This is a genomic window from Rhodococcus sp. ZPP (assembly GCF_017656075.1).
Classification (GTDB): domain Bacteria; phylum Actinomycetota; class Actinomycetes; order Mycobacteriales; family Mycobacteriaceae; genus Rhodococcus_F; species Rhodococcus_F oxybenzonivorans.
This window is the reverse complement of the sequence record NZ_CP058638.1, coordinates 4,090,084-4,106,173: the sequence shown is the minus strand read 5'-3', so window position 1 is coordinate 4,106,173 and position 16,090 is coordinate 4,090,084. Positions and strand designations below refer to the sequence as shown.

Annotated in this window: 17 protein-coding genes and 1 tRNA gene; 14 read left to right on the top strand and 4 right to left on the bottom strand. The window is 64.6% G+C overall.

Annotated elements, in window-relative coordinates; all coding sequences use genetic code 11:
* Positions 1-103: 103 nt before the first annotated feature.
* From HYG77_RS19460 to HYG77_RS19450, 3 genes are read right to left on the bottom strand one after another with little or no spacing between them, the layout of a single operon-like run.
* Positions 104-799 (bottom strand): TetR/AcrR family transcriptional regulator, encoded by a 696-nt coding sequence (locus HYG77_RS19460; protein WP_109333772.1) that lies wholly within the window; start codon positions 797-799, stop codon positions 104-106.
* A gap of 44 nt (positions 800-843) precedes the next feature.
* The gene (locus tag HYG77_RS19455) at positions 844-1,605 is read right to left on the bottom strand and encodes a glucose 1-dehydrogenase (RefSeq protein WP_208960287.1); all 762 of its coding nucleotides are present in this window, start codon (positions 1,603-1,605) and stop codon (positions 844-846) included.
* A 47-nt stretch (positions 1,606-1,652) separates the two neighbouring features.
* On the bottom strand, positions 1,653-2,798 hold the full coding sequence (locus HYG77_RS19450) for an acyl-CoA dehydrogenase family protein (RefSeq protein ID WP_208960286.1): 1,146 nt from the start codon (positions 2,796-2,798) through the stop codon (positions 1,653-1,655).
* 141 nt (positions 2,799-2,939) lie between these two features.
* Between HYG77_RS19450 and HYG77_RS19445 the strand changes: the two genes are divergently transcribed.
* The 13 genes from HYG77_RS19445 (at position 2,940) to HYG77_RS19385 (ending at position 14,163) form a co-directional block, all read left to right on the top strand.
* Complete coding sequence (locus HYG77_RS19445; RefSeq protein WP_208960285.1) at positions 2,940-3,539, top strand: TetR/AcrR family transcriptional regulator; 600 nt, start codon at positions 2,940-2,942, stop codon at positions 3,537-3,539.
* 91 nt (positions 3,540-3,630) lie between these two features.
* On the top strand, positions 3,631-4,941 hold the full coding sequence (locus HYG77_RS19440; protein ID WP_244372950.1) for an HNH endonuclease signature motif containing protein: 1,311 nt from the start codon (positions 3,631-3,633) through the stop codon (positions 4,939-4,941).
* Between the two features lie 94 nt (positions 4,942-5,035).
* Entirely contained in the window at positions 5,036-5,377 is a 342-nt protein-coding gene (locus HYG77_RS19435; RefSeq protein ID WP_109333782.1) for a hypothetical protein, read from the top strand.
* Positions 5,374-5,964, top strand: coding sequence for a DUF3558 domain-containing protein (locus tag HYG77_RS19430; protein WP_109333784.1), 591 nt, complete (start codon positions 5,374-5,376; stop codon positions 5,962-5,964). Before HYG77_RS19435 ends, HYG77_RS19430 begins: the two co-directional genes overlap by 4 nt.
* 3 nt (positions 5,965-5,967) lie before the next feature.
* A complete protein-coding gene (locus HYG77_RS19425) occupies positions 5,968-7,314 on the top strand; it encodes a hypothetical protein (protein ID WP_208960283.1) in 1,347 nt (448 codons plus the stop codon).
* On the top strand, positions 7,311-8,072 hold the full coding sequence (locus HYG77_RS19420) for an ESX secretion-associated protein EspG (RefSeq protein WP_208960282.1): 762 nt from the start codon (positions 7,311-7,313) through the stop codon (positions 8,070-8,072). Before HYG77_RS19425 ends, HYG77_RS19420 begins: the two co-directional genes overlap by 4 nt.
* A gap of 16 nt (positions 8,073-8,088) precedes the next feature.
* Positions 8,089-8,562, top strand: coding sequence for a DUF309 domain-containing protein (locus HYG77_RS19415; protein WP_109333790.1), 474 nt, complete (start codon positions 8,089-8,091; stop codon positions 8,560-8,562).
* Complete coding sequence (locus HYG77_RS19410) at positions 8,562-9,200, top strand: LON peptidase substrate-binding domain-containing protein (protein WP_109333791.1); 639 nt, start codon at positions 8,562-8,564, stop codon at positions 9,198-9,200. Before HYG77_RS19415 ends, HYG77_RS19410 begins: the two co-directional genes overlap by 1 nt.
* Positions 9,201-9,261: 61 nt before the next feature.
* A tRNA-Met gene (locus HYG77_RS19405) sits at positions 9,262-9,338 on the top strand.
* Positions 9,339-9,453: 115 nt separating this feature from the next.
* Complete coding sequence (locus HYG77_RS19400) at positions 9,454-10,671, top strand: cytochrome P450 (protein WP_109333793.1); 1,218 nt, start codon at positions 9,454-9,456, stop codon at positions 10,669-10,671.
* Between the two features lie 83 nt (positions 10,672-10,754).
* Entirely contained in the window at positions 10,755-12,368 is a 1,614-nt protein-coding gene (locus HYG77_RS19395) for an NAD(P)/FAD-dependent oxidoreductase (protein WP_109333795.1), read from the top strand.
* A 90-nt stretch (positions 12,369-12,458) separates the two neighbouring features.
* Positions 12,459-13,298, top strand: a complete 840-nt coding sequence (locus HYG77_RS19390) for an alpha/beta hydrolase (protein WP_208960281.1) — start codon at positions 12,459-12,461, stop codon at positions 13,296-13,298.
* A 61-nt stretch (positions 13,299-13,359) separates the two neighbouring features.
* Positions 13,360-14,163, top strand: coding sequence for a transglutaminase family protein (locus HYG77_RS19385; protein ID WP_109333799.1), 804 nt, complete (start codon positions 13,360-13,362; stop codon positions 14,161-14,163).
* 3 nt (positions 14,164-14,166) lie between these two features.
* On the opposite strand, the gene HYG77_RS19380 is transcribed toward HYG77_RS19385, so the two are convergent.
* A complete protein-coding gene (locus HYG77_RS19380; protein ID WP_109333801.1) occupies positions 14,167-14,547 on the bottom strand; it encodes a MarR family transcriptional regulator in 381 nt (126 codons plus the stop codon).
* Positions 14,548-14,647: 100 nt separating this feature from the next.
* Here HYG77_RS19380 and HYG77_RS19375 point away from each other — a divergent pair, with 100 nt between their 5' ends.
* On the top strand, positions 14,648-16,072 hold the full coding sequence (locus HYG77_RS19375) for an MFS transporter (RefSeq protein WP_109333803.1): 1,425 nt from the start codon (positions 14,648-14,650) through the stop codon (positions 16,070-16,072).
* Positions 16,073-16,090 lie beyond the last annotated feature (18 nt).

The window sequence follows — 16,090 nt, the reverse complement described above, 5'->3', positions numbered from 1 at the left end:
CGGGGGACACGCTGATGAGCCCCAGTCTTCCACAGAAGATACCTGAATCCGGTGTCGGATTCAGGTATGCGGACCTGGTGTTGCCGTCACCGAGCCACTGTCTTCAGTCCCGATCGGGAAACCGCAGGCCGTTCGCCCAGATTCGGGTAGTGGTGAACACGACGTCGTCGAATTCGATGGGGGTGCCTCCCGAGCCGTGCTCGTTCGCCACGAAGGCGCTGTAGGCCAGGCGGCTGACCATCCCGGACAGCGCCCGCGACGCCAGCATCGGATCCAGCTTGGTGTCGGCAATTCCGCGCGCCTGTAGTTCGGCGATGCCCCGGGCATTGCGGGCAATGAAGGCGTCGGCACGCTGCCGGCGCAGGTCCGCGAATGCCGGGTCGATATGGGCTACCTGCTCGAGAAGCCCCATCAGCTTGGCATTGCGACGATAAGCCTCGAGGTACGCGCGGTTACTGGCCTCGAGCACCGCGTACGGATCATCGGTGTCCTGCACCCGCTTCATTCCCGGGTGCATCATGTCTTCCTGCGCCGCCTCCAGGACAGCGGCGAACACCTGCTCCTTGTTGTCGAAGTAGGTGTAGAAAGACCCCGTCGAGCACTGAGCTTCCTTGGTGATGTCGGTGAGCCGCGCGTCGAGGTACCCGGACCGCTCGAACACCGTGCGCGCTGCCGCCACCAGAGCCGCACGAGTACGTGCCCCCCGAGGGGTCGCGGGCGGCTCCCGCAGCAGAGCGGTGGCCGCCATCGACGGGGCGGGTTGATCGTCCCAGTCTTCGTGGGCGGTGCGCGTGGTCATTTCCTACTTATACGCCAGCGCACCGACCCCGCCCAATCCGACGGTCAGGTGATCGTGATGCCGCCGTCCACCGCGATCGTCTGTCCCGTGACGTACGCGGCAGCGTCCGACGCCAGCCAGACGACGGTCGCAGCCAGCTCCTGTGGGTCACCGAGCCGGCCGAGCACCAGCCGCGGCCGCATCGATTCGAGGTACCCGTCCTGGTACTGGTCTGTCATCTCCGTCTCGAAAAATCCGGGGGCGATCGCGTTGACGCGGATCCCCTTGCGGGCACCCCACTGCTGCGCGAGGTCTCGGGTCAAACCGATGACCCCGGCCTTGCTCGCGGCGTACGCGGCCTGGGGTAGTCCCGCGGTGGTCAACCCCAGCACGCTCGCAATGTTGACGATGGCACTGCCGGGCTTCATCACCTTGCCGGCCGCCTGAGCCGCCCAATAGGACCCGTTCAGGTTGATGTCGACGACCTGCCGGAACTGCTCGGGGGTTTCCCTCGTCGCGGGCACGGCGGTACCGACGCCTGCGTTGTTGATGAGCACGTCGACTCGACCGAACTGCTCCATGGCCTTGTCGATCATGTTCTCCGCTTGCGCCGGGTCCGCGATGTCCGTCGCCACACTGAGCGGCGTCCTCCCCGCAGCCCGTACCAGCTCCGCAGTCTTCTCGAGACGGTCCGTGCGCCGGGCGGCGAGCACCACATCGGCGCCCGCCTCCGCCGCAGCCTGTGCAAACGCAACCCCGAGACCCGAAGACGCACCGGTCACGACGACCACCCGGTCGGTCAAGCTGAACTTGTCGAGAACGGACATACGAAGCGACTCCTTTGTCGTCGGGCTACGGGGTACGGGGTACGGGCTCAGAGGCCGAGGTCGCGGCCGATCAGTTCCTTCATGATCTCGTTGGAACCGGCCCAGATCTTGGTGACACGCGCATCCATCCACGCGCGAGCGGCGCGGTATTCCGTCATGAAGCCGTATCCCCCATGGAGCTGGACACAGTGGTCGAGGACCTCGTTCTGCACCTGTGCAGTCCACCACTTCGCCTTGGCCGCGTCTACGGCAGTCAGCTCACCGGCGGCATGGGCGGCGACGCAGTTGTCGACGAAAGCCTGGGTCACCTCGACGCGCGTCACCAGATCTGCAAGAAGGAACTTGTTCCACTGCAACGATCCGATGGACTGACCGAACGCCTTGCGCTCCTTGGCGTACTGGATCGTCTCCTCGAGGATCGGCGCTGCGTGCGCAATGTTCGAGACGGCGGCACCGACGCGTTCCTGGGGAAGCATCTCCATCATGTGGATGAAGCCGCGGTCGATCTCGCCGATGATGTTGGTGGTCGGCACCCGAACGTTCTCGAAGAACAGTTCCGCCGTGTCGGCCTCGTGCTGGCCGACCTTGTCGAGCTTGCGGCCGCGCTCGAAGCCCGCCATCCCGGTCTCGACCGCGAACAGGGTGATCCCCTTGGACTTCTTCTCCGGGCTCGTGCGTGCCGCGACGATCACCAGGTCGGCGTTGTAGCCGTTGGTGATGAAGGTCTTGGAACCGTTGATGATCCAGTCGTCACCGTCCTTGACCGCGGTGGTCTTCAGCGCAGCCAGGTCCGAACCGCCGGACGGCTCGGTCATCCCGATTGCGGTGAGCAGCTCGCCGGTGCAGAACTTCGGCAGCCAGCGCTGCTTCTGCTCCTCCGTGGTGAGCTGAACAAGGTAGGGCGCGACGACGTCGGCGTGAATCCCGAAGCTCGACGACACAGCAGCACTCGCACGTGAGAGCTCCTCGGCGAGAACAGCGTTGAACCGGTAGTCGCCGGCTTCGCTTCCGCCGTAGGCCTCGGGTACTTCGAGTCCCAGGAGGCCGTTACGGCCGGCCTCGAGCCAGATTTCGCGGTCGATGAAGCGCTGCTCGATGAGCTTGTCTGCCACCGGCATGATGTTGCGGTTCACGAACTCGCGGGCGGACTCGCGGAACGCCTCGTGATCGGGGCCGTACAGGGTGCGTCGCATGACCAATCCTTCTGGGTTCGAACTTTTCGCTGTGTGGACGCTTCGGGCATGTAAGCGTCTGCTTATTTTCTAAGCGCTTGCTTATAGTGATACTGCGACACGGTATTGTCAACCGCCGCAGAGCCGAGGATGGAGAGAGTCATGAGCGAATCACCGAGTCAGGTGATCAGCCCCTCCAAGGCTGCCGCGCGCATCCGCGCTGCTGCTGTCGACGCCTTCGCCACCAATGGGTACGGCGGAACCACCACCCGCGAGATCGCGGCCCGGCTCGACATGAGCCCGGCAGCCATGTACCCGCACTACCGGTCCAAAGAAGAACTACTCTTCGCCATCAGCTACGAGGGACACACCGCGGCCCTCGACGTCGTGACCGGCGCCGATCTACCGGACGAGCCGCCGTCGACCCGACTGAAGGCGCTGATCGGAGCCTTCGCCAGCTGGCAGGCCACCCATCACGCCCAGGCACGTGTCGTCCAGTACGAACTCAACGCACTCACCCCCGAGCACTATCGCGACGTCGTCAAGCTTCGGCGCGACATCACCCGCATCGTCCGGGCCGTCGTCGATGCCGGTGCCGCCACCGGTGAGTTCACCGTTCCGGACGGCGAAGGCGTCACCCTCGCCCTCATGTCCCTGTGCGTCGACATCTGCCGATGGTTTCCGGCCGGCGCCTATACCGAACCCCACGTAGTAGCCGACCTCTACGCAGACCTTGCCATGCGCATGGTGGGAGTGAACTGACTCTTGCCGTTGCCTCGCCCGGCGAGTAATATCGAACATAGGTTCGATTCGGGGGATTCGACGGTGGGGGCTTTCGGTGGATTCAGCAGCAGTGTCTACATTTCTGGCCGAGTTGCCGGATCTGGGCAGCGATATCGATGATGCTGCGCGAATCGACGTACTCCGCACATTAGAAGAACTGAAGGCCGCATGCGCGGGGGCACAGGCCCGGGTGACGGCCGACCTCGATGCCTCCATTCGCGCGTCTCGCGCCGATCAGGGCGTGCCCAGAAATCAGCAAGGGCGGGGCATCGCCAACCAGGTGGCGTTGGCGCGGCGCGACTCCCCCTTTCGCGGTGGGCGCCATCTCGGAATGGCCACTGCGCTGGTCCACGAGATGCCTCGCACCCTCAGACTGCTCGAGCAGGGAATCCTCAGTGAGTGGCGGGCCACCATCCTCGTCCGCGAAACCGCCTGTCTCACGCGGGAAGATCGCACTGCCCTCGACTTCCTACTCTGTGCCGATTCCTCGACGCTCGACGGACTCGGCGACCAGGCCGTGTGCGCCAAGGTCCGGGCTGCCGCCGCGCGGATCGATGCGGAGGCGGTAGTTCGTCGAGCGCGGAAGGCCGTCTCCGATCGGCGGGTCACCTCACGACCGGCACCCGACACCATGGCGTACGTCAGCGCCCTCCTGCCAGTGGCGCAGGGAGTAGCCGTACATGCCACCCTCGCCCGCGATGCCGACGCGATCCTGGCCGCAGGCGATGCGCGAACCAGGTCGCAGATCATGGCCGACCTCCTGGTCTCCCGCGTCACCGGCAGCGCCGCCGCTGCCGAACGGCCCGTCATCACAGTGAACCTGGTTATCTCCGACCAAGCCCTTCTCGGTGGCGGATGCGAACCCGCTCACGTGCAAGGGTACGGCCCTGTTCCCGCAGCGCTTGCCAGGCAATGGGTTTCGGACGCCGCCAGCGCCGAGTCCGAGTCGGGAGCCTTGTTGCGACGGGTGTATGCCAACCCGCAGTCGGGTGCCTTGACCGCCACGGAGTCGCAGGCACGGTGCTTCCCGACGGGCCTGGCCAGGCTGATCGATCTCCGCGACAAAACATGCCGAACACCATGGTGTGACGCGCCGATACGACACCACGACCACATCCAGTCCCGGCATACCGGAGGCCCCACCACCGCACACAACGGTGCCGGGCTTTGTGCTGCGTGCAACTACGCCAAGCAGGGGGTCGGGTGGAACGCCAGTGCGCACCAGCAACCCGGCAAGGCACACGAAATCGAACTGCGCACGCCCACAGGACACCGATACAGGTCAACGGCACCCCCACTGCCCAGGCCCTTACGAATCCGCGGAACCGAGGTCACCTCACCGGTCGAGCGCCTCATCATCCACTACCTTCACGCGGCCTGAACATCAGCAAGATTTGCAATCCGACCCCAACACACGTGTGCGGTAGCATCACCGCACGCGACCGTGGGGGTCCAGTCGAGCAGGGGGATGGGGAATGAGCAACACACTGCGTCTGGAAGATGACGCGATCGAAAGATGTGTGGGTATCTGCAACGCAATGGTCTCGCAGGTGGACCAGGCGATCAAGAACGCCGACCAGTTGAGGTTTGTTTCGGGCTTCGGAGGATTCGACTCCGCTCAACAGCTTCAGGCTCGCTACGACGAGAAGTTCAACGGTGGAGATGGCTCAGGTTCGGTCCGTGAGCGCCTCAGGGAGTTTCGCGATGTCATCCTCACGATGCGTGACACATTCACAGCGGGGGGTGAAGCGTTCGCCGACACGGATAGCGCGATCAGTCTCGCGCTCGCAGGCATTCGAACTGGAGCCGACCAATGATACGCAAGGCACTCTGCGGAGCCGCGGCCCTCACTGTCCTGCTGGGCGGATGTGGCACCGAATCCGCGAGCGGCGATTCCGATCCGGTCGATATGCCCACTTCAACGATGCGGGTACCCCGGCATGTGGATCAGTCCGACAGGCCTCAGGTCGTCTTTGATCCCTGCCTAGATCTATCCGATGCGACGTTGACCGCAGCCGGGTACGACCCTAAAAGTAAGAAGAACGCCGACTTCACACCTGACTCGTATACCTTCTTGGGCTGTAGCTATGACAGCTTTCGCAAGCCTGAGGGCTTCTACTACGGCATGAACGTTCTCTCGGGCAACATCACCTTCGCCGAGGAAGAAGAGAAGAAGCGTGGCCACGCCGCACCCATCGATATCAATGGCCGAAGTGCGCTACTAATCTTCGACAGTACGGTGACCGATTACTGCGAGTTGAGCATCGAGACCTCATACGGCGTACTAGGTTTCACGCGGAGTATCTTCTCAGATCACCCCGGTGCGACACCCGAATCCGGGTGGTGCACAGGCCTCGAGGACACCGCCCGGATCTTTGAGCCGTTCATCCCGAAGGGGGACTGACCGATGGCGCCGCAGGATCCGCTCGCTTCCCTTTTCGATGTTCTCTTGCCGTCGGGTCCAGGGGCGGAGCACCGCACCAAGCTGCAGCATTCGGCGGATCAGCTTGGGTCGGATGAGATCGATCCCCCGTACATCACCATGATGGAGAGCTTCGAGGGTTGGCAGCACGCGGAGATGTACGCGAAGACGAGGGAGATGGATCCGAGCGTCATTGGCGATCTCGCGCAGGCTTGCCACGCGATCGTCAGCTCTCTGCCTATCGGGTTCGGCTTTGCGCTTCTCAGAAGCACGATTGCCGAGAAGTGGGAGGGCGCAGCCGCCGACGCCGCCCTTGCTGCGACAGAGACCCTCGCGGGCGCGAGCGACAAACTCACCGCGGGCGTGCAGGCAATAGGGGTGAAGCTCGACATTCTGAGCAGCGCCGCGCAGGACGTGAAGAACTCGATTCCGGCACCGACGTCCGACCAACCTCTCAGCCTTCTTCCGTTGACACCAACTGTGGCGGCTACCCAGGAAGAAGCACGGGAAGCGGCGCGCGAAGAAGCTGTACGCAAGCTGCAGAACATTTACGTCCCCAACTATCAGGACGTAGGCACGAACGTGCCGGTGCTTCCTGCGCCGCACTCCCCATCAGGCGCAGCTGCTGACGGTGCGCGAATCCTCGGCGTGGACGGCGCGGGTTCGACGGGTGCGACTGACCGATCTGTGCTGAACGGCGACGGGGGGTTCGCGTCCGGCACCGGCGATTCCCCCGCGAACGGTGATGCCGCGACGGACGGACAACCCAACGCCCATGACCCGGCGGCCACGTCTGCCGCCAGTGCCGAGGGGGCCGGACAGGGCGGAGTTACTGGATCCGGATCAGCAGGTACTGCGGCCCCGACTACCGCCGCGAACAGCCAGAACGCCGGGGCGGCCGGTTCAGGTGTGGGTGGTACCGCAGGTTCCGGCGGTGTCGGCGGCTACGGCGGAGGTTCGCGGTCGAGCAGCTCCGGCGCGGGTAGTGCTGGCAGTGGCGCTGGCGGATCGAGCACCCGCAAGCGCAATGACAAGCGGGACAGCGAATCACAGGGAAGCTCAGTGGTATCGGGAAGCCCGATACCCCCTGGTGGTGCAGCGGCAGGAGCTGGTGCGGCGGCCGCCGCAGCTGCCGCGACACCGGTGAAGCCGAGCATGAGCCGACCCGGAATGGGCATGGGTCCAGGCATGATGGGTGCCCCCGGAAGGGTAGGCGGCAACGGTGATGGTGACACCGAACACCAAACCCCCAGCTACCTGATCAACGTCGACAACGGCAACGAATTGATCGGCAAACTCGATCCCGTAGCCCCACCGGTCATCGGCGCATGAACTGGCAGCTGTCCTCGGCGCAGTTCATGTCTCTCTGGGAGGCAACGAATCTCGATAGAATGCCGTACCCGTTGTTGTATCGTTCGGCCGCTGCGACCGCGGACGGGTACGCCCGCCAACAGCGCGAACTGGAAGAGTGGCGGCTCGCCCTCCGCGAGCCGGAGCTCGACGCCGCGATAGCCGCCCTACGGAACCCCGATATGTCGGTTACCGTCGTCGTCCCCTCCGCCGAAGCCGACTCTGGGGTGCGGCGGAGGGGCAGCATCCGTGGCCGGGTTGCGGTCGTCGCCGAACAGTTGCGAGGTTCTCCCGGGCGCGGAGACATACGACTCGACTTGAACACCGCCACGGACAGCGCAAATCTCGACTGGCTCACTACCCGGTTGCTGCTCGATCTTCCCGACTGCGCACCCGGACGAACCCCCTCGCTGACGGCACACCCCGACGACCTCGATACCGGTGGCCACCGCTCCTCGGTGCTGCAGCATGCTCAGGCTTCGGACGGCGCATTACTGAGGCGACTGGTCACTCGACCACGGAAGGGAATCGGATACATCTGCATCCGGGGACCACGCCGGGAGCTCGACGAGCCGGTGCTCGGTGAACTGACGTGGATCGATGTGGAAGCCGACGGACGATACCTCTACCACCAGGATCACCGCGTCCATCTGCAATCGGCGACCGTTCAGACCGTCCACGAAGAGCTCGGGAAACGTCTGGGCACTGCCCTGGCCGCACCTTCGCCGAGACGGCGCTGAGCGTTACTCTGGTCGCATGGCCGATCGGGACAGGGACGGAACAGGCAAACCCGTCAATGCGCGCCCCCGCGACGAACTCGGCCGCCCGCTGCCGCACGACGCCGAGGGTGTGCCCCGAATCCCGGATGACTTGCGGTTACCACCCGACGAGTCGATCACCGAAGCGCAACGCCTACTGGACCACGGCATGCCCTTCCACGCCCATGAAGTTCTGGAAGGCACGTGGAAGATCGCGCCCGAGGATGAGCGGGAACTGTGGCAAGGACTCGCGCAGCTCGCCGTCGGATTGACGCATCTGATGCGCGGCAACAAGACCGGCGCCCGCTCACTTCTGCGCCAAGGTCACGACCGTATCCGGCATTACGAGGTCGAGGCACCGCACGGCCTCGACATCTCCGGACTGCTGATGTGGTCCGAACACCTCATAGATGAGATCGATCGCGTCGACCCGTTGCCGGCGACGCCCGTCCCCCGATTGCGAATCCCCTGATGCCACTGCTCCCCATGTTCCCGCTGGGATCGGCGATGCTGCCCGGCCAGCAGCTGCCGTTGCACGTCTTCGAACCGCGGTACCAGGAGTTGGTTCGCGACTGCCTCGCCTCACCTGACGGCCCCCGCTTCGGTGTCGTCCTGATCGCCCGCGGCCACGAGGTGGGTGGTGGTGACGTCCGCCATGATGTCGGGACCATCGCCCGCATCGAATCCCATGCCGCTGTCGGCGACGGACGTTACGAGCTGTTCTGCCGGACCGAAGATCGCATCAAGGTGTCGAAGTGGCTGCCCGACAATCCTTATCCGATCGCCGAGGTCGATCTGTGGCCAGACGAGAACACCGGCACACAGACCGCCGACTACGAATTTCCGGCCCTCGTCGAGCGACTCGAGTTCCTGTACGGCCTGTTGCGGCGGCTGGCGGTCGCCACCGACAACGTCCCACCCGAGGTTCCCGTGGTCAGCGGTTTCCGAGGTGACCTGGGGGCGCGGCTCTACGAGCTGGCCACCTACATCCCGATGGGCGACGCCGATCGCCTCGAAATTCTCGCCGCTGCCGGCGCCGACGAACGGACCAGGGTGGTGTCCGAAGCCATCGAGAACGCCATCGAAATGGTGCAGTTTCGGCTGCTGTGATCCACCCCTCCCCGTGGGTGGTCAAGGGTGGTCCGGAGAGCGTGTACAGTAGGAAATGCAACGCGGGGTGGAGCAGCTCGGTAGCTCGCTGGGCTCATAACCCAGAGGTCGCAGGTTCAAATCCTGTCCCCGCTACCACAGAGAACGACCCCGCAGATTTCAATCTCCGGGGTCGTTCTTGCATGCGTACGCTCATGCCGCCCCATCCTCCCGAACTAGAACGTATTCTCGATGGGGAGGCTCAGGAGGTACCGTGCAGCTCGACGACGTGGATCTATACGACCCAGACACGTATGTGAACGGCGTGCCGCACGAGATGTTCGCCGCGCTTCGCCGAGATGCACCGATCTATCGGCATTACGACCACAGCGGCCAGCCGTTCTGGTGCGTCACCCGCCACGCAGACATCGTGGCCGTGAACCGGGACGCCACCACCTACTCGTCCTGGCGAGGCGCCACCTACATCGACGACCTCGACCCCGCAGATCTGGCCGGCCAGCAGTTGATGATGCTGAACATGGATCCGCCCGACCACACGGCGTTGCGCAAAATCGTCAGCAAGGGCTTCACACCGCGGCGGATCGGTGAACTCCACGACATCCTCGCGCGCCGGGCCACCACGATCGTCGATGCGGTGATCGAACGGGGCGAATGCGACTTCGTCGTCGATGTGGCGTCAGAACTTCCGTTGCAGGCCATCGCCGACTTCCTGGGTGTACCGCAGGAGGATCGTAAGCTCATCTTCGACCTGACCAACCAGATGATCGGTTCGAGCGACCCGGAGTTCCACGGTGAGGAAGGTCAGGAGCGCGACGCCGCCGCTCAGATGTTCGCGTACAGCCAGTCGATGTTCGAGGACCGTCAGCAGCATCCGCGCGACGACATCGCGACCGCGTTGATCAAGGCCGATGTCCACGGTGAGAAACTCAGCGAACTCGATTTCAACATGTTCTTCATGCTGCTCGCGGTCGCCGGCAACGAGACCACCCGCAACGCCATCTCGCACACGCAGTTGGCCCTGATGGAACACCCCGACGAGCGCCGGAAGGTGCTCGACGATCCGGCCAAGCTCGACTCCCTCATCGAGGAGGGTCTGCGCTGGGCCACCCCGGTCATGCAGTTCCGGCGCACCGCGACCACCGACACCGTGCTCGGTGGTGTGGAGATCGCCGAGGGTGATCGAGTGGTGATCTGGCACATGTCCGGCAATCGCGACGAAGCGGTATTCGATGACCCCTATGCGTTCGACATCGACCGCTCCCCCAACCACCACGTTGCGTTCGGCGGCGGCGGTCACCACTTCTGTCTCGGCGCCAACCTCGCACGGGCCGAGATGAAGGTGATGCTCGCCGAAATTCTGCGTCGTATGCCCGACATGGAGCAGACCGAGCCCGCCCAGCGACTGCGATCCAACTTCATCAACGGCCTGAAACACCTGCCCGTCCAGTTCACGCCGGCGGCCGCTTCGTGACGGGGCACCGCGAAAACACCGCCCAGCCATAGCCATTCGACGGGCAGGCTGCGGCCTACCGGGTTTTCTGTCAGGCTGAGAGAGTGAACAACGTCGACGCAGTGGTCATCGGATCCGGCCCCAACGGCCTCGTCGCTGCCGCGACTCTGGCGGACGCAGGGTGGGATGTCGCAGTTGTCGAGGCACAGCCCACAGCTGGTGGCGCCGTGCGATCCGCGGAGCTCGTGCCCGGATACTGTTCCGACCTGTTCAGCGCCTTCTATCCGCTGTCTGAGGTCTCCCCTGCGATCCGCGGGCTCGACCTCGAAGCGCACGGGCTGCGGTGGAGTTACGCACCCAAAGCCCTCGGACACGCCCGGTCGGCAGACGACGAGGATGCGCCCGTCATCCATCCGGATCCCGCGGACACCGCCGCGGATCTCGAACGCAGGCAGCCCGGTGACGGTGACGCGTGGATGCAGCTGGTCGAGCAATGGCACGACATCAAGGACCCGTTGATCAACACCTTGTTCAGCCCGTTCCCGCCCGTGCGGGGCCCGGGTCGCCTGCTGCGGCAACTGGGCACCGCGGATACTCTGCGGCTGGCTCGATTCCTCCTGCTTCCTGCCCGGCGGATGGCCCACGAGCTGTTCCGCAGCGAGGCGGCCCGCGTGCTGCTGCTCGGCAACGCGATGCACGCCGACGTTCCGCCCGACTCCGCCGGCAGCGGCGTCATGGGTTACATCCTGACGATGCTCGCCCAGGACCACGGCTACCCCGTGCCGATGGGTGGGGCGGGTGAGCTGGCAGCCGCCATGGTGCGGCGAGGAGAACGCGCCGGCGCGCAGTATCACTACAACGATGCGGTCACCGCCATCGACGTGCGTGCCGGGCGCGCCGTCGGCGTGCGAACGGCGTCGGGTGCACATTTCCTCGCGCGCCGGGCCGTGGTCGCCGATGTCTCGGCACCGGCCCTCTACGGATCGCTGCTCCCGGACGCCGCGGTCTCGTCCCGGCTGCGCGACGATCTACGGCACTTCGAATGGGACACACCGGTAGTCAAGGTGAATTATGCGCTCTCTCACAAGATCCCATGGCGTTCCGCCAGCCTTGCCGGGGCAGGCACCGTCCATCTGGGAGCCGGCGACGACGGACTCGTGCATTGGATGGCCGATCTGACCACCGGAACCGTTCCCGAGACTCCGTTCCTGCTGTTCGGTCAGATGACCACCTCGGATCCGACGAGATCACCCGAGGGCACCGAAAGTGCGTGGGCATACACGCATCTTCCGCGCGGCGTCAGCGACGACGCGTCCGCCGAATTGCTGGCACAGCGGGTGGACGACGTGCTCGAGGCGCACGCGCCCGGGTTCAAGGACATCGTCGTCGGGCGCGTCGTCCAGCGACCCTCCGATTTGGAGGCGTCCAATGCCAACCTCGTCGGGGGCGCCGTGAACGGCGGGACTGCGCAGCTCCACCAGCAGCTGGTGTTTCGGCCAGGACCGGGCAATGCCCGCGCAGAGACGCCGATCAGCGGTCTCTACCTGGGCAGTTCCTCAGCTCACCCAGGCGGTGGCGTCCACGGCGTCTGCGGGCTGAATGCCGCCCATGCCGCGCTGAGTGCGGACGGTCCGCGCGGTTGGCTGCGACGGCGCACCTCGACCAGTGTCATCGACCTCTTGTCGAAGGGCCCGAAAGGGAAACCCTTCGAGAAATGATCCCGCGCGTCCCGTGATTCACGCCTTGCCGAGCCCCCTTACCGTGCGATGATCTGAGTCGTCGTCGAACTGGGACAACGAAGGGGCGTCATGCACCATCGAGAATCATCCTTCGCCGGTGTCGGTGGAGTCCGCATCGCCTACGACGTGTGGCTCCCGGACCGTCGCCCCCGCGGCGTGCTGGTCCTCTGCCACGGATTCGGCGAGCATGCCCGGCGCTACGACCACGTGATCGAGCGGCTCGGCGAACTCGACCTCGCGATTTACACTCCCGACCATCGTGGCCACGGACGATCGGGTGGCAAGCGAGTTCACCTGCGAGATTGGACCGAGTTCACCGACGACCTGCACCAGCTGTTCGGTATTGCATCCACCGACTGGCCCGGCACCGATCGTTTCCTCCTGGGCCACAGCATGGGGGGCGCCATCGCCCTGTCCTACGCGCTCGATCATCAGCAGGACTTGAAGGCTTTGATGCTGTCGGGGCCCGCCGTCGACATCACCAGCGGGACGCCGCGGGTGGTCGTCGAGATCGGCAAGCTCGTGGGCCGTTTCCTCCCCGGGCTGCCGGTGGAGTCACTCGACGCGAAACTCATCTCCCGCAATCCGGCTGTCGTGTCGGCCTACGAGGATGATCCGCTGGTGCATCACGGGAAGGTTCCTGCCGGCATCGCCCGCGGCATGATCGTCACCGCCGAGAAGCTGCCCGAGCGGCTGCCATCGTTGACTGTCCCGCTCCTGCTCCAGCACGGCAAGGAGGACGGACTCGCCAGCGTCCGTGGTACCGAACTGATCGCCGAGTACGCCGGTTCCCCGGATCTGACGGTCGAGATCTACGAAAACCTCTACCACGAGGTGTACAACGAACCTGAGAACGAAGAGGTTCTCGACGACCTGGTGAACTGGTTGCGTCCCCGCGTTCAGAGCTGACCGCGCGCGTCCGCGGCAGGGGTGCACTGCACACCTGTTCGGGGGATGTCAGGATGGGCTGATGAAACGTCACGTCTCCGCCACTCTCGACATCGAGGTCACCGACGCCACCAGTCTCGAGTTCAAGATTGCGGTGGCGCGGAATCCGGCCTCCGAATTGTCGGAGTCGCTGACGTTCACTCTCGACGGCGACCGGATCGATGCACGGGAGATCCTGGCAGAGCACGGTACTCGGGTGCACCTGCTCGAGGTAGCGCCGGGATCACTGCGCGTCGAGTACTCGGCTTCGGTTGCGGGCAAGGGCGATCCGCCTCCGGTCACCGACTACGACATCTCGAAGTATCTGCGGCCCAGTCGATATGCCGAGGCGGACAAGTTCTTCGGATTCACCGGCGGCGAGTTCGATCTATCCAAGCCGAAGGCCGAACTCGTGCAGGACATCACGAACTGGGTCGGGTCACGGTTGCTGTACCAGGGTGGATCGAGTAGATCCACCGACAGCGCGGTAGACACCATGCTTTCCGGCGCTGGGGTATGCCGTGACTTCGCACACCTCACCGTGGCACTTCTGCGCGCCGTCACCATTCCTGCCCGCCTCGTGGCGGTGTACGCACCGGGGTGTAATCCGATGGATTTTCATGCTGTGGTCGAGGCGTTCGTCGACGAGCAATGGCGGGTGGTCGACGCAACGCAACTCGCCCCGCGTGAATCTTTGATGCGGATCGCGACGGGTCGCGACGCCGCCGACACCGCGTTTCTCGACAATCACGGCGGGGCCATCACTCTCGAAAACACGGTTGTCACCGCCGTGGTGGACGGCGAATTCCCCTCCGACGACTACCTCACTCCGACGTCACTCACCTGACGGTCAGGTTGCGTCCGAGAGCTTTTCGTTGAGAACGGCCAACTGAATCTTCTTGGCGTCGGCGTGCACCTGCCGCCCGTGTTCGGTGACGTCCACGAACACGCCCCTCCGATCTGCTTCACACAAGGAACGGGCGACGAGGCCGGCTTTCTCGAGTCTGGCCACGCTGCGGGACAACGCGCTGGGGCTGAGGTACATCTCTGCGGCCAGGTCCTGCATGCGCGGCCGGTCACAGGTGGCATCCATGAGGCGGTCGAGCGTCTCGAAATCACTCATGCTCAAGCTGTGAGCGTGTTGCATCTCACGGTCCAACTCGCAGGCTATGTCGTTGTACCTGCTTGCAAGCAGCCTCCACGTGTCGCGCAGGTCTGCATTCGATCCCATGTCCGCATCCTAGCGCGCGACCGATTTAGATGCAAAGGAATTAAATGCGGACGAAATTAGTGCTTGCGCATTGATTGCATGTGCATCTACATTCCCTTCTGTGACTATCCTCGAGACCACCTCGCCGACCGAGCAGACCTGGACTCCCCGCCTCTGGGGCATCCTCGCCGTGCTGTGCCTCGTAATGTTTCTCGACGGTCTGGACGTGTCGATGGTGGGCGTCGCGCTGCCCTCCATCGGCACTGAACTAGGACTGTCGACTACCTCGCTGCAATGGATTATCAACGGCTACGTCCTGGGATTCGGCGGACTGCTGTTACTTGGTGGCCGCACCGCCGACCTGCTCGGGCGGCGTCGGGTGTTCCTGATCGCCCTCACCGTGTTCGCCGTCGCGTCCCTGGTCGGCGGTCTCGTCGACAACGGCACGCTGCTCATCGCCAGCCGCTTCGTCAAGGGACTGGCCGCGGCGTTCACCGCGCCGACCGCGATGTCGATTCTCACGACGACGTTCAAGGAAGGCCCGGCGCGCAACCGGGCGTTGTCGATCTTCTCGGTGTTCGGAGCAAGCGGCTACTCGTCCGGGCTGATCCTGGGTGGCCTCCTGACCAGCGCCGGCTGGCGTTGGACCTTCCTCATGCCCGTGCCGTTCGCAGTTCTGGCACTGGTGGCCGGCACCATCCTGATTCCGCGCGATCGAGCCGCCGACACCGGTGGGCACGACGTGGTCGGAGCAGCGACACTGGTGTCCGGGATGCTGCTCACCGTGTACACCGTCGTGTCGGCGCCGGCGCGCGGATGGTCGGAACCGCTCACTCTGGGGTCCTTCGCCCTGGCCGCAGCACTTCTCGCATCGTTCTTCGTGGTGGAGCAGCGGGTGGCACACCCACTGGTGCGGCTGAGCATCCTGCGGGTGGGAACGATCGTTCGCGCAAATCTCAGCATCGTCGCACTGTTCGGCTCCTACCTGAGCTTCCAATTCATGATGACCATTTTCCTGCAGTCGGTATTGGGCTGGTCGCCCCTGGAGATGGCCCTGGGCCTGCTCCCCGCCGGCGTGATCGTGGCCTTCGGATCGCCGTTCGTCGGACGGCTCATCGATGCTTTCGGCACGGCGCGCATGATCATCGCCGCGCTGACGTCCCTGAGCCTGGGCTACCTGTGGTTCCTCTTCGCCGGTAGTGACGATCCGAACTACGTTTTCGCCATCCTGCCCAGTGTGATTCTGCTGGGGGTGGGGTTCGCTTTCGGATTCACGTCGATCATGGCCCAGGCCACGTCGGGCGTCGACGACTCCGAGCAGGGCCTGGCGTCGGGACTGGTGCAGACCTCTGCACAGGTGGGTGCCGCACTCGTTCTGGCACTCACGACTGCGCTGGTCACCGCCGGCTCGCATGCCGCGACCAGCATCAGCGGCACCGGCTTCCACCAGTTCCATTCGGGTCTGGTACTCGTCACCGGGGTCGCGCTGGCTGGGCTCCTGGTCACCGTCTCACCGTTGCTTCGCCGAGTAATCAACCCGGCGTAGCTGATTGGAGGCGGCGTT

Coding starts and splice junctions, on each gene's coding strand:
- HYG77_RS19460 (WP_109333772.1), bottom strand. CDS start 799: ATGACCACGCGCACCGCCCACGAAGACTGGGACGATCAACCCGCCCCG.
- HYG77_RS19455 (WP_208960287.1), bottom strand. CDS start 1,605: ATGTCCGTTCTCGACAAGTTCAGCTTGACCGACCGGGTGGTCGTCGTG.
- HYG77_RS19450 (WP_208960286.1), bottom strand. CDS start 2,798: ATGCGACGCACCCTGTACGGCCCCGATCACGAGGCGTTCCGCGAGTCC.
- HYG77_RS19445 (WP_208960285.1), top strand. CDS start 2,940: ATGAGCGAATCACCGAGTCAGGTGATCAGCCCCTCCAAGGCTGCCGCG.
- HYG77_RS19435 (WP_109333782.1), top strand. CDS start 5,036: ATGAGCAACACACTGCGTCTGGAAGATGACGCGATCGAAAGATGTGTG.
- HYG77_RS19430 (WP_109333784.1), top strand. CDS start 5,374: ATGATACGCAAGGCACTCTGCGGAGCCGCGGCCCTCACTGTCCTGCTG.
- HYG77_RS19425 (WP_208960283.1), top strand. CDS start 5,968: ATGGCGCCGCAGGATCCGCTCGCTTCCCTTTTCGATGTTCTCTTGCCG.
- HYG77_RS19420 (WP_208960282.1), top strand. CDS start 7,311: ATGAACTGGCAGCTGTCCTCGGCGCAGTTCATGTCTCTCTGGGAGGCA.
- HYG77_RS19415 (WP_109333790.1), top strand. CDS start 8,089: ATGGCCGATCGGGACAGGGACGGAACAGGCAAACCCGTCAATGCGCGC.
- HYG77_RS19410 (WP_109333791.1), top strand. CDS start 8,562: ATGCCACTGCTCCCCATGTTCCCGCTGGGATCGGCGATGCTGCCCGGC.
- HYG77_RS19390 (WP_208960281.1), top strand. CDS start 12,459: ATGCACCATCGAGAATCATCCTTCGCCGGTGTCGGTGGAGTCCGCATC.
- HYG77_RS19385 (WP_109333799.1), top strand. CDS start 13,360: ATGAAACGTCACGTCTCCGCCACTCTCGACATCGAGGTCACCGACGCC.
- HYG77_RS19380 (WP_109333801.1), bottom strand. CDS start 14,547: ATGGGATCGAATGCAGACCTGCGCGACACGTGGAGGCTGCTTGCAAGC.